This window comes from Pradoshia sp., assembly GCF_051873915.1.
Taxonomy (GTDB): Bacteria; Bacillota; Bacilli; order Bacillales; family Pradoshiaceae; genus Pradoshia.
Genome location: NZ_JBJEFJ010000038.1, coordinates 53,242 through 65,915 on the forward strand (window position 1 = coordinate 53,242; position 12,674 = coordinate 65,915).

General features: G+C 41.3%; 10 protein-coding genes. 7 read left to right on the forward strand and 3 right to left on the reverse strand.

Translation table 11 applies throughout. From position 1 onward, the window contains the following. Nucleotides 1-370: 370 nt before the first annotated feature. On the reverse strand, nucleotides 371-2,089 hold the full coding sequence (locus ACI35L_RS04500) for a sigma-54 interaction domain-containing protein (RefSeq protein ID WP_049672683.1): 1,719 nt from the start codon (nucleotides 2,087-2,089) through the stop codon (nucleotides 371-373). Between the two features lie 212 nt (nucleotides 2,090-2,301). Between ACI35L_RS04500 and opp3b the strand changes: the two genes are divergently transcribed. The 4 genes from opp3b to ACI35L_RS04520 are packed head-to-tail and all read left to right on the forward strand — an operon-like array spanning nucleotide 2,302 to nucleotide 6,652. Next, the gene (gene opp3b, locus ACI35L_RS04505; protein WP_049672684.1) at nucleotides 2,302-3,228 is read left to right on the forward strand and encodes an oligopeptide ABC transporter permease; all 927 of its coding nucleotides are present in this window, start codon (nucleotides 2,302-2,304) and stop codon (nucleotides 3,226-3,228) included. Beyond that, the gene (gene opp3C / locus ACI35L_RS04510) at nucleotides 3,225-4,244 is read left to right on the forward strand and encodes an oligopeptide ABC transporter permease (protein ID WP_049672685.1); all 1,020 of its coding nucleotides are present in this window, start codon (nucleotides 3,225-3,227) and stop codon (nucleotides 4,242-4,244) included. Before opp3b ends, opp3C begins: the two co-directional genes overlap by 4 nt. Before the next feature lie 19 nt (nucleotides 4,245-4,263). Further along, the gene (locus tag ACI35L_RS04515) at nucleotides 4,264-6,261 is read left to right on the forward strand and encodes an ABC transporter ATP-binding protein (protein WP_439802317.1); all 1,998 of its coding nucleotides are present in this window, start codon (nucleotides 4,264-4,266) and stop codon (nucleotides 6,259-6,261) included. A gap of 22 nt (nucleotides 6,262-6,283) precedes the next feature. Then, nucleotides 6,284-6,652, forward strand: a complete 369-nt coding sequence (locus tag ACI35L_RS04520; protein ID WP_049672686.1) for a DUF3899 domain-containing protein — start codon at nucleotides 6,284-6,286, stop codon at nucleotides 6,650-6,652. A 56-nt stretch (nucleotides 6,653-6,708) separates the two neighbouring features. Here ACI35L_RS04520 and ACI35L_RS04525 read toward each other — a convergent pair whose 3' ends face one another. Continuing rightward, nucleotides 6,709-8,358, reverse strand: a complete 1,650-nt coding sequence (locus tag ACI35L_RS04525) for a peptide ABC transporter substrate-binding protein (RefSeq protein ID WP_439802318.1) — start codon at nucleotides 8,356-8,358, stop codon at nucleotides 6,709-6,711. Nucleotides 8,359-8,636: 278 nt separating this feature from the next. Beyond that, on the reverse strand, nucleotides 8,637-9,803 hold the full coding sequence (locus tag ACI35L_RS04530) for an MFS transporter (protein ID WP_049672688.1): 1,167 nt from the start codon (nucleotides 9,801-9,803) through the stop codon (nucleotides 8,637-8,639). Nucleotides 9,804-9,883: 80 nt separating this feature from the next. Between ACI35L_RS04530 and yeiL the strand changes: the two genes are divergently transcribed. From yeiL to ACI35L_RS04545, 3 genes are all read left to right on the forward strand, one after another. Further along, nucleotides 9,884-10,552 carry a transcriptional regulator YeiL gene (gene yeiL / locus ACI35L_RS04535; RefSeq protein ID WP_439802319.1) on the forward strand — a complete coding sequence of 223 codons (669 nt, stop codon included), beginning with the start codon at nucleotides 9,884-9,886 and terminating at the stop codon, nucleotides 10,550-10,552. Nucleotides 10,553-10,604: 52 nt separating this feature from the next. Continuing rightward, nucleotides 10,605-11,738, forward strand: a complete 1,134-nt coding sequence (locus ACI35L_RS04540) for a glycerate kinase (RefSeq protein WP_439802320.1) — start codon at nucleotides 10,605-10,607, stop codon at nucleotides 11,736-11,738. Between the two features lie 285 nt (nucleotides 11,739-12,023). Further along, on the forward strand, nucleotides 12,024-12,545 hold the full coding sequence (locus tag ACI35L_RS04545; protein WP_197089966.1) for a hypothetical protein: 522 nt from the start codon (nucleotides 12,024-12,026) through the stop codon (nucleotides 12,543-12,545). Nucleotides 12,546-12,674 lie beyond the last annotated feature (129 nt).

Here is a 12,674-nt window from a genome sequence, read left to right on the forward strand (position 1 = left end):
CTCCTTTAAAAAGTCACTTACCTAACTCCATTGACCTTGAATCACATACAACACATCTTTAGGATACTCAAATTATACGAAGAAGGAAATTGCTAATAGGGTTTATTTATTGTGAATGCAGCATTTCTTTACGACTTATTGTGCCAAGAAGGAATGAATCATATTTATAGGTTTGTCTAAAAAAATAGACAACAAATCTCTGCTTATCTTAAAAATTATACACAACCAAAAAATGAACTTAAAAAATCTAATTTCCATTTGCATTCCTAGAAAAAAATTTTAATGTCCTATTTAAGGGAACACCAATCATGCCAAAGGCCAGTAGATTGAAAGAAAATAATCGCACAGAATATACAGGGAGAAAGGAAGGCTATATATTCAACCGATTCATTTTATTGTAGAGCGTAGCCCTGGAGATACCTAATTTTTTTGCGAGCTTGTTTTTGTTGCCGTGGACCTGCTGCAATTGCTCTAAGATCAGCTTTCTTTCAAAGGCGTCCAATTTTGCTTGAAAGGGGGAGTTAGGTTCTTCTTCAATTGTAGAAAGGGCAGTTTGTGCATGCCTTAGGATTGAGTTCGGAAGATGCTCTTTTTTGATTTCACCATCGATAGAGAAGATAACTAGGCGTTCGATTGTATTTCTCAGCTCTCTTATGTTGCCAGGCCAGTCATAGTTTAATAATGCTTGAAAGACATCATCAGGGAAATGTTTGATGTGCTGATGATGGGTCACAGAGAATTCATGTAAAAAGGTCTGAATTAGTTCGAATAGATCTTCTTTTCGTTTGCGCAGCGGAGGGATATCAAGGGAGATGACCTGCAGCCTATAATAGAGATCCTTACGGAATGTGCCTTCCTCTATCATCCTCTCAAGGTTTTGGTTGGTTGCAGCAATAATTCTGCAATTGACACTCCATGTTTTCGTTCCGCCTACTTGATAATACGTCTTCTCCTCAATAACACGGAGCAGCTTCACCTGCATGTCTAATGAGATTTCGCCAATTTCATCGAGGAGTAATGTGCCTCCGTTGGCCAATTCGAATTTTCCCTTTTTGCCTTTAGGGTTGGACCCTGAAAATGCGCCTCCTTCATAGCCGAATAATTCACTCTCAAATAAGGATGGCGGTATAGCTCCGCAGTTGATGGCAATAAAGGGACCGTGCCTTTCCTCACTGCAGTCGTGAATAGCTTTGGAGAATACCTCCTTGCCGACACCACTTTCGCCTGTGAGTAAGACAGGAGTTCTTGTGGTGCTGACCTTTTTAACCATTTCAATCATATTTTTAATAGATTGGCTGCGGCTTACGATATGGATAAAAGGGTCCTCTGAAGGGGTTAGCTTTGATACTTTATTTTGTAAATCAATGAGTTTGCTAGACATATGGATGAGTTCCTGTTGTAAGAGAATTTGAGAGGTAATATCGGTTTCTGCAGAAACGGCACCGATAATGCGATCTTTATGGATAACCGGATTTGAATTAATGAGAACAAATATATGTTCCCTTGGCTGATGCTGAATTCGGTAAACGGACTCTCCGGTTCGGAGGGTTTTTAATGATTGGAGCATTTCCAATGCAAAGAAATCAGTGGCGGGTTTTCCGATTATCTCTTCCCTGGGAATGTTGAAGATATATTCTGCAGAGGAGGTCCAGGCAATCATTTTTTCTTCGTGATTGATGATGGATATAGCATTGTCAGTTGTTTCGAGGATCGTTTCATAGTAAGCATATAGGTGTTGATAGGTTTCAAAAATTTTCTCTAACAGATCACCGCTTTTTACGTATCCAATGACGGTGTTTTTATCCTCGACGAGTACAATTTCATGGTCTGATAAAAGAGGGATGACGATATGTAAGGGTGTATCCTTGCTGATGAGCTGAGTCTTTATCCATGGAAGTCGAGAAGATATAGCTGTTTCAGCTGCATAGCAATGGTTATAATAGAAAAATTCTTCTTGAGGGGACTTTGTCCATAGAATGGGAGGTTTAGTGGATAAGTCACCGATTTCTAGCGCGTTTGATTGCTGCCATTCAAGGAATACAATGTCGGATTTTGTCACGCTTTGAATATTTGGCAAAAGAGTGCTCATAAAGGGCTCACCTATCATTCTTATTTTCTGAATATTTCTAAAATATATAAAGCTATTATACAATCTTCGTCATGCATTGTAAAATTTACCCTTTTAACAAGTTGGCATGATTCTTGCTTGTATATAGAGTGAAACAATCTAGAGAGGAGGGCGGCTGTTTAATCCATTAAGGATTTGCTCATGGAACGGTAAATTTAATCAGGAGGGAAGAAATGGTACGGTACATATCACAAAGAATCATTTATGCATTTTTAACATTTTTTCTTATTGCAACATTCTCTTTTTACCTCATGCAGACTTTGCCCGGTTCGCCATTTAATGATGCGAAATTAAGTCCTGACCAAAGAGAGAGGCTTTATGAAAAGTATGGCTTAGATGAACCAGTTTCCTATCAGTATTTTAAATATATGACGAATATTTTCAAGGGAGATCTAGGAGTATCATTTCAATTTGATGGACGCCCTGTCATGAATATATTTGCGGAACGGCTTGGTCCTTCAGCACAGCTTGGTATCCAGGCCTTAGTGCTGGGGACCATTGTAGGCGTTGTCATTGGAATTATTGCCGCTTTAAGGCATAATTCCTTTATCGATTATGGCGTGATGATCTTATCGGTCGCAGGAATTGCTATTCCATCCTTTGTTTTTGCCGGATTCCTGCAATATTGGATTGGCGTGAAGTTAAATTGGCTTCCTGTCGCCATGTGGAATGGGTTCGAGTATACGATTTTGCCGACACTAACCTTGGCCGTATCGATTGTTGCCGTCATAGCCAGATATATGAGGACAGAAATGCTTGAGGTTATCAATCAAGATTATTTGTTGACTGCTGAAGCAAAGGGGCTGTCAGGGTGGGCGATTGTCATTCGTCATTGTATTCGTAATGCCATTATCCCCGTTATTACGATATTAGGTCCTTTATTAGTCAGTTTAATGACAGGTTCATTAGTCATTGAAAAAATCTTTGGCATTCCCGGAATTGGGGAACAATTTGTTAAATCGATCATGACCAATGATTACCCTGTCATCATGGGGACTACCTTGCTATATAGCGCATTATTCATTATCGCAACGCTCATTGTCGATATTCTATATGGACTAATCGATCCAAGAATTCGCTTAATGGATGGAGGGAAATGATGGAGCCAAACACTATTGTGCCTAAAAAATTATTCAAGGTGGCAGAAAATAGGCCTGTCATGTATGATCAGCTATCAGCAGAGAATACATCTTATTGGAGCGGAGTTGGGAGAAGGTTCAAACAAAATAAAGTGGCCTTAACAGGTTTCATCATTCTGTTACTTCTGCTTTTCTTAGCCATATTGGGTCCATATTTTAATGAACATGGATATGATGATCAAGATATAAGCAGGGCTAATCTGCCTCCAAAAATTTCACTGCTCGAGTCGGTTTCATGGCTGCCCTTTGATGGGGTTGATACTCGAGGAGTTGACCAATATGAACAAAAGAACATAACGACAAATTTCTGGTTTGGCACCGATGAGCTAGGAAGGGATATATGGACAAGAGTATGGGAGGGAACGAGAGTATCCTTATATATTGCCTTGTTGGCAACCCTCATTGACATAATCATTGGCATCTCCTATGGAAGTATTTCTGCTTATTATGGCGGTAGGGTTGATAATATCATGCAACGGATCATTGAAATTTTAATTGGTATTCCACAGCTCATTATTATCATCATGCTGATTCTTGTTTTGAAGCCGGGCATCATTACGTTAACGATTGCGATGGGCCTTGCCGGGTGGACCGGCATGGCAAGGATTGTCCGCGGGAACATGTTGAAATTAAAAGAGCAAGAGTTTGTTTTGGCATCACGAACACTTGGGGCAAAGGATAGACGGCTGATTTTTCGGAATTTATTGCCGAATACACTAGGTCCAATTATTATAACGGTTTCCTTCTCTATACCTGGAGCCGTGTTCTCAGAAGCCTTTTTAAGCTTTATCGGACTGGGACTTCAGCCGCCGACAGCCTCTTTAGGAACCATTGTGAATGATGGCTTTAAATATATGAGAATTTATCCACACCAAATGGTTATTTCTTCTGTTGTAATCAGCTTGATTATGATTAGTTTCAATTTAATTGGCGATGGGCTGCGCGACGCGCTCGACCCTAGGTCACGAAAAAGATAAAAGAGGTGGAAGATAACGCATGGAGAAAATCTTAGAGGTAAATAATTTACACGTTTCTTTTCGAACCGATTATGGGAAAGTCCATGCAGTTCGCGGCGTTTCCTTTCATGTACATAAAGGAGAAACAATTGCCATTGTGGGGGAATCAGGCTCTGGCAAATCCGTCACATCAAAAGCGATTATGCGCTTGATTAAGGAGCCTGCTGGAAAGATTGAAGCTGGTGAAATATTGTTTGAGGGCAGAAACCTTCTTTCATTGTCGAAAAGGGAAATGAAGAAGGTACAAGGGTCCAAGATATCGATGATATTTCAAGACCCGATGTCGTCGCTTAACCCGACAATGACCATCGGCGCCCAAATTGGCGAGGGGCTGGTTGCTCATCAAAACTATAAAAAAAGTGAGTCGAGGAAAAGGGTCATAGAATTGCTAGAGCTAGTGGGCATTTCTGAGCCGCATATTCGCTATAAGCATTACCCCCACCAGTTCTCCGGAGGGATGCGGCAGAGGGCTGCCATCGCGATGGCTCTTGCGTGTAATCCGAAAATCCTGATTGCAGATGAGCCGACGACTGCCTTAGATGTTACTGTGCAGGCTCAAATTTTAGAGTTATTGAAGGATATTCAAAAAAAGCTTGGAACTTCGATTATCTTCATAACCCATGACTTTGGGGTTGTTGCTAATATGGCCGATCGCGTAATGGTCATGTATGCGGGAAAGATCATTGAAACAGGAACAGTCGATGAAATCTTCTCTGAGCCGAGGCATCCATATACATATGGATTATTGGCATCGATGCCAAGTTTGCATGAAGAGGCGGGGGCATTATTTTCAATACCAGGAAGTCCGCCGGATTTATCAGCCTTGCCGAAGGGAGACCCATTCGCGCCGAGGAACAGACTTGCATTAGAGGTTGATTTTGAGATGGAGCCGCCAGCCTTTCAATTGTCAGAAACCCATTATGCTTCCACATGGCTGTTGCACCCAGATGCCCCGAAGCTCGATCTCACGGGAAGTATGGGACAAAAACAAAAGGAGAAGGCGAAAAATGAAGCAGTAAAGGATAAGAGACAATCGACTGAAAAGGTTCTTGAGCTAAGCAATGTCAGCAAGATTTTTAAAATTGGCAGGGGCAAGCTTCTTCATGCGGTAAATGGAATAAGCCTTGATGTGTATAAGGGAGAGACCGTTGGGATTGTCGGCGAGTCCGGCAGTGGAAAATCGACCTTGGGCAGGACAATCATTGGATTACTGCAGGCAGATGGAGGGAGTATTAAATTCAGGGGAAAGGATTTCCAGAATATTAAGTCCAATGATGATTGGCAAGCGGCTAAGCGGAATATGCAGATGATATTTCAAGACCCCTATTCATCCTTAAACCCACGATTAACCGTTAGTGATATTATCGGTGAGGGGATTGATATTCACCGCTTATTTAAGAGCAGGAACGAGCGGAATAAAGAGATAGTTGAATTGCTTGAAACGGTGGGACTAAGCAGGAAGCATGCGAGTCGTTATCCGCATGAGTTTAGCGGCGGACAACGCCAACGGATTGGGATTGCCCGCGCTTTGGCTGTTAATCCAAGCTTAATCATTGCGGATGAGCCAATTTCTGCCTTGGATGTCTCCATACAAGCACAAGTAGTAAACCTGCTTAAGTCGATTCAGGAGGAGCGGGAATTAACCTTCCTGTTCATCGCACATGATTTATCGATGGTGAAATACATTAGCGATCGGATTGGTGTTATGTATAAGGGTCAGATAGTTGAATTGGCCAAGAGCAGTGAGTTATATAAAAACCCTCTCCATCCTTATACAAAGGCTCTATTATCTGCTAACCCTATTCCGGATCCAGCGGTTGAGAGACAAAGGGAAAGGATTGTCTTTCAGGAAGCGGAATATAACCAAGAAAGGGAACGAGTATTTCGCGAAGTCGGGGATGACCACTGGATTTTATGCTCAGAGAAGGAATTTGAGAATGTAAGAAAATATGAATCAATTACCAAAGACATGAAATAGTCTTTCCTCTGGAGGGATGAGGATGAATAGAAAAGGGAGATACATACTTGTTCTCGTTACAGCTATTGGTTGTTCGCTTTTACTTACCTTTAAGCAATCAGAGCCGCTTTGGATTGGTTTTGTGAACAGTCTGTTTTTTGTCGCCTTAGCTATTTTTTGTTTTGGCATAATAGGCTTATTGCTTCAAAAAGGAGCCTATCATCTGACAATTACGAGCTTTAGGAGATTTTTTAAGCATTCCGGGAAATTAGGAGAATACATTTTAGAAAGAGATGAAGGGGAGATGCAAAACCATAAAACGTCCCAACTGCTATTCCCGCAAATATTAGTCAATTCAGGAGGATGTCTTCTACTTTTGTCCTGCTTGGCTTCTATTTATTTTCTTGGATAAGATTGTATAAAAAGGGGGTGCTTCCGGCATGGAGCACCCCTTTCATGACGAATTACTTAATTAATCTTGACCCATTTATACGTTTTATTGCCGCCATATGGGTGGTCAGCAATGCCTTTGACATTCGTCTTCGTTAAGGTGGTCTTTCCTGCTTGGAACATTGGAGAAACTGCGGCATTCTCTTCAATGAGAATTCGCTCAGCTTCCTGTAAATTACCCCAACGCTTGGCAATATCCGTTTCCTTATAAGCTGCGTCAATCAGCTGGTCAAATTCCTTGTTGGAGAAATTCATCCAGTTATAAGGGTTATTTGTGTGGAAGATTTCCAGAAACGAAATCGGGTCATGATAATCCGGGCTCCATCCGCTATACGATAATTCGTAATCTTGTTTTGCCTCTAGGTCTAGCTTCTGTTTGGACGGCTGCTGGTTTACGTTGAGTGTTAATCCTGGCAAATTCTTTTCTAGCTGATTTTTGACATATTGTGCAACGGTTTTCGTTATATCGCTATCATAGCTTAACAGCTCAAGCTCGATTTCCTTGACGCCTAATTCCTTAAGCCCCTTATTCCAATATTCTGTTGCTTCTTGGGTATTCGTTTCGTTAAATCCATCATACTTCGCTCGAAAATCCTTACCGCTCTCATCTTTCGTGAATTCCTTAGGTACGACGAAATGGGCAGCCAAGGAGCCATTGTTCAAAATGGATTCAATGTCTTTTTTGTTCCATCCTAAATCGAGTGCCTTACGGATATTCACATTGGCTAAATACTTATTTTGCTGATTCATGCGGATGAAATAGACAGTAGGGTCGAGTGAGCTCTTATATTCAGGAGTCGAAGAATATTGATCGACAAATTCAGCTGATAAGCCAATAGCATCCAGTTCGCCTGATTCAAACATATTTACAGCAGTGGCTGTATCATTTATGACATTTGCCTCAATCGAGTCAATTGCGACGCTTTCGGCATCCCAATAGTCTTTGTTTTTCTTATAAGTCCAGCTTGCCCCTTGTTTCCAGTCTTCCAATGTAAATGGTCCGTTATAGATTAAATGATCAGTTCCCAAGGCATAATTTTCACCTTGTGATTCAACGAATTCTTGATTTTGTGGGAAGAAAACAGGTGTCGTCAGCAGGCTTAAAAAGTATGGAGAAGGATTTTCTAATTCAACTTGAAGAGTGTAATCATCAGTTGCCTTGATTCCTAGTTCATCGACTTTATCAAACAGCTCATGATCCTTTGTTTGGATGGCAATAGAGTTCTTGAGCGGAGCCATGAGATAAGAGAATGGACTTAATGTTGAAGAGGAATGAGCTCTTTTCCATGCGTATTCAAAATCATGTGCAGTAACAGGCGTCCCATTGCTCCATTCAGCCCCTTCCCTTAATTTGAATGTGTAGCTTAATTGATCATCACTCACCTCATAGGATTTAGCGATTCCTGGAGTCGGCTCATTATTTTCATCGAGCCGGTAGAGTCCTTCAAAAATATTATTCATAACAATGGAAGAAGGAACATCATAGCTCCCAAGAGTATTTATGGTAGCAATATCATTTGCTGAAACCTTCAATACTTGATTGGCACTGCTTGTTTCTTTTCCCTGTGACTCTGACCCGCTTTCATTGTCCTGTTGGCATCCTACTAGAGCAAGACAAACCACGAACAGGCAGATGAACAGAAACCTTGTCTTTTTTTTAACCTTCATTCACTTATTCCCCCTTTTTTATGGCACTGCTTTTTGTATTTCCACTAGGTAAAAAGCAGGTACTATTTAAATACATGCAATATTCATGCCAAAGTGAAATGGAAAGTTATAAGGACATATTAAATTGTTAATAAAAGATCAGGTTAGGTAGTGTACAATTTTTTAGACATCAAATAGGTCGAGGTTGTTTAAATATTGAGATGGAAGTGAGTTGCTGAAGGGCTGTAAGAAGGATGAGAAAGGGGCTTTAATAGTAGCCCCTTCTCTAAAAAATGACATCATTTGCTGATGCTCTTTTTATTTTCTAATTTGCGATAATAGACTGCCAGCAGCATGGACGGTATTGTACATATCACCATGCCCAAGAAGGCATATTGCGGCTCAATTTCGTATAAATATCCGCCAAATATTGTGAACACAGCTGTGCTCCAACTGAGGGCAAAGGCTGAATATAAGCCCTGTGCCTTTGCTACATGGGCGGATGGGATAAACTTAATCAAATATTTCATGAAGGCATAATGCCCCATTGCAAATGATAGAGAGTGCAAGAGCTGCGCAACCGAGAACATGATCACATTCGGGAAGGCAAATACGAGCACCCAGCGAATGGTTGAACCAAGTGAGGCAATCGCCAATAGTGAGCCGACAGAGAAGCGTCCGAATTTCCGGTCCGCGATGGCGAAGAAAATAATCTCCGCAATAACCGCAATATTGATGATGACCCCGATTAAATATTTCGGTGCTTCAATCTCCTGCAAGAAGAGATAGCCATAATTATAGTAGGATGCATGGGCAGCCTGCAGCAGGATGACAATCATCAGAACCAATGGGAAGTTCTTGATGCGGAATAATTTCATCCATCCGCCTGTTTGCGGCAGGTCAGTCTTTGGTTTCTCTGACAAAATGAGCGGTGCACGCATAAAGCCAAGTCCGACAGAGATGGCGGCTGTCAGTAATAATCCCCATAAAATCATGTTATCGCCATACATGCCTGTAAAGACGGTCAGCAGGACACCGGAAACGATGAACCCAGTTGATCCCCATTGGCGGCTTTTCCCATAATCCCTAAGCTGATGATTCTGTACCAAGACGGTAGCTGCATTATCCAAGGCAGGCATCAATGTTGGGTAGAAAATATGAATGATCAGTGTAACGATCAATAAGCTCATAAAGGATTCGGCCGGAATATAGCATAGAATGGACAAGACGGTCGCAATCCCCGCCATATTAAGCACAGCCTTACTTGTGAACTTCCCGGATAAATAGGGGAAGACAAACAAGGTAGAAAGCCCTCTTGCCACAAGGCCTAAGCTCATGATCAAGCTCGCCTCTGCAACCGAGACTCCTTTCACATCTACCAGCCAGCCTGTCCAATAGGGAAGGAAGATTCCCCATGTCACATAAAAACTAAAGAATTGTATACTCATCCAACGATGCGCGTTCATTATGTATCCCCCTTTGTATGCATGGTATCATGAAAAGACAGAATAATAATATGAGATTTCTCATATTTCAGAGGTGGAACATGGAAATCTATAAAGGTGAGAAAAGGGAGCAGTATATACAGCAGCATTCGATTGCTCATCTATTCGCTTCTCCAGTTGAGAAAATGATTGAAGTGCATGAATACAAGCGAGATGAATGGATTATTTGGGAAGGTCAGAGATCGGAATATCTCTTCTATGTGATGGAAGGAAAGGCGAAGATCTATGTCACCCATCAGAATGGGAAAGCGTCTCTCTTGAACTTTGTACATAGGAATGAATTCATTGGCGAAATGGAGCTCCTGCATGAGGTGTATTATACAAGGGGTGTCCAGGCAGCAACAAGAACGGTATGCCTGGCTCTCCCCTTTCATCCATGCCGCAGCGAGCTGCTTGAGGATGCTAAATTCTTGAGAGAATTAACAAAGGTATTGAGCGTGAAAGCAACCATTATGGCAGAAAGATATTCACAGACTTTAGCCTATCCGCTTGAAAATAGACTGGCCGACTTTATTTTGCAAACGGCAGATGAAGGGCTTTATCGGGAAAAGCATGTTATCGTCTGTGATTACTTAGGGGTATCCTACCGTCATTTATTGCATGTGCTTGCACAGTTTTGTGAGAAGGGATACTTGGAGAAGGAACGGCGATATTACTTGATTAAGGATGAAGAGTCATTATACAGGCTTGCCGGGATGCTGAAGAATTGATGAAGGCATGATGAATGATTGAAACGAGTCTAAAGGAAAGGGACAGATTCTTATGAAATTTATACTAGCACCTGATTCATTTAAAGAAAGTATGTCAGCGAAAAAGGCATGCCTTGCGATGGAGAAAGGGATTAAGACGGTCTTTCCGAATGCCGAATGTGTAGCTGTACCGATGGCAGACGGAGGAGAGGGAACAGTTGAATCCTTGGTAAGCCAGTCAAATGGCGAAATCATTCACATAGAAGTCATTGGTCCATTAGGTGAAGCCGTAACTGCGCAATATGGCCTGATTAGTGAGGGACAGACAGCCGTCATTGAGATGGCTGCAGCTAGCGGGCTCGAGTTAATTAAACCGGCTGATAGAAATCCGCTTCTGGCCACTACCTTTGGAACAGGTCAACTGATCAAGGATGCTCTGGACAGAGGGGCGAGACGATTTCTGATTGGCATCGGCGGAAGTGCCACCAATGACGGCGGAGCGGGCATGCTTCAGGCATTGGGTGTTTCCTTTAAGGATAAGGATGGAGAAGAGCTGCCCTTTGGCGGCGGAGCGCTTGGGCATCTTCATACCATTGATACAAGCAGAATGGATGAACGACTCAAGTTGGTGCAAATCGATGTCGCCTGTGATGTGACCAATCCCTTGATTGGGGGCAATGGCGCATCAGCCGTTTTTGGTCCGCAAAAGGGAGCAACACCAGAAATGGTCCGCCTGCTCGACTGTAATCTTGCTCATTATGCCGAGATGATTCAAAGGCAGCTTGGAAAAGATATTGCGGGCTGTGAAGGGGCGGGAGCGGCTGGTGGACTGGGCGCAGGTCTTCTTGCCTTCATGAATGCCGATTTGAAAAGAGGAATTGATCTTGTCATTGAATATACAGGCATTGAGAATGTAATGAAGGATGCTGATTATGTGTTTACGGGTGAAGGCAGTATTGACGGTCAAACCTTATTTGGCAAGACGCCATATGGGGTTGCGAAGATTGCTGAGAAATATTCCATTCCTGTCATTGCCTTTGCTGGCAAGGTAGGCAAAGGAACAGAGGAACTCTATGAACATGGCTTCTATGCCATTGTCGGTATCTTAAAAGGTGTGACAACCTTAGAGGAAGCTTTTGAATCTGGTGAAGAGAATCTAGCCTTTGCTGCAGAAAATGTATGCCGCATCTTGAACATTACCCTATAAGGGAACACTGCTGATGGAGTAACGGGTTCTCTTTTGAGGGAGAAAAATAGAAATAACAAGCTGTATAACACAGCAATTAACATTGTTAATTTGCTTGTTAAAACCATAGATGATTAAACGAAAAGGAATGCGAGGGAACATAATAGAATATTTAATAAGGTTAAATTCAGTCAAACCTTATAATATGAAGGGGCAGTTTAGTTTAACAAGAGCAACTGAGAAAGTAACATTAAGTTAATTCAGTATTTTAAGAGTAAAAATAAAAAAGGGGGGAGAAGAAGTAAGATGGGAAAACGTACAAAAACAATAGCATTAAATATATTAGCTATAATTATATTGTATGCCTTATTTGCAAGTATTGGGGAAGTTAGGCAAAGTTCAAAAACAGTAGATGAAGCATTTGAAAAGTTTAAGAAAGAATTTGTTTATAGTGAAATCAGCGATAAACAATTTTACCTTATCGAAAATTCTACATTTCTACTATTTGAAGCTGGAAATACTGTTTCATTAGTCCAGTTTGAAAAAGGGATATTTGGTTGGAAACCAACTTATTATTCCCACGATGAAGATAGAGGCTTATCCTATTCTTCAAGTTTTGATTTTGGAGAAGCCCTTTTGCACGGAGTCATTCCAGAAGAAATAACGAATGAAACGAATACCGTAAAAGTGAATGGAATAGAGGCAGATATTGTTAAGCTCAATGATAAAACGAGAGTTTGGATTTTGATAAACAATAAACCAAAAAACTTTTCTAACATAAACATAGACTTCTTAGATAAGGACGGACATATAATTAGCGAAATATAAGTACATATATCATTTCTAAAGGTATTTGCTAGTATTTTAACACCCTTTTCTGTTGAATTCCTTATAGAAGAAATGGGCAGGTTAGCGGAAGAAGTAATTTTCTGAAACTTCAAACTAGTATCTCTCGTA

What these genes read in the sequence shown, in the direction of transcription:
- ACI35L_RS04515 (WP_439802317.1), top strand. Translation starts at nt 4,264, where the DNA reads ATGGAGAAAATCTTAGAGGTAAATAATTTACACGTTTCTTTTCGAACC.
- ACI35L_RS04540 (WP_439802320.1), top strand. Translation starts at nt 10,605, where the DNA reads ATGAAATTTATACTAGCACCTGATTCATTTAAAGAAAGTATGTCAGCG.
- opp3C (WP_049672685.1), top strand. Translation starts at nt 3,225, where the DNA reads ATGATGGAGCCAAACACTATTGTGCCTAAAAAATTATTCAAGGTGGCA.
- yeiL (WP_439802319.1), top strand. Translation starts at nt 9,884, where the DNA reads ATGGAAATCTATAAAGGTGAGAAAAGGGAGCAGTATATACAGCAGCAT.
- ACI35L_RS04520 (WP_049672686.1), top strand. Translation starts at nt 6,284, where the DNA reads ATGAATAGAAAAGGGAGATACATACTTGTTCTCGTTACAGCTATTGGT.
- ACI35L_RS04500 (WP_049672683.1), bottom strand. Translation starts at nt 2,089, where the DNA reads ATGAGCACTCTTTTGCCAAATATTCAAAGCGTGACAAAATCCGACATT.
- ACI35L_RS04525 (WP_439802318.1), bottom strand. Translation starts at nt 8,358, where the DNA reads ATGAAGGTTAAAAAAAAGACAAGGTTTCTGTTCATCTGCCTGTTCGTG.
- ACI35L_RS04530 (WP_049672688.1), bottom strand. Translation starts at nt 9,803, where the DNA reads ATGAACGCGCATCGTTGGATGAGTATACAATTCTTTAGTTTTTATGTG.
- ACI35L_RS04545 (WP_197089966.1), top strand. Translation starts at nt 12,024, where the DNA reads ATGGGAAAACGTACAAAAACAATAGCATTAAATATATTAGCTATAATT.
- opp3b (WP_049672684.1), top strand. Translation starts at nt 2,302, where the DNA reads ATGGTACGGTACATATCACAAAGAATCATTTATGCATTTTTAACATTT.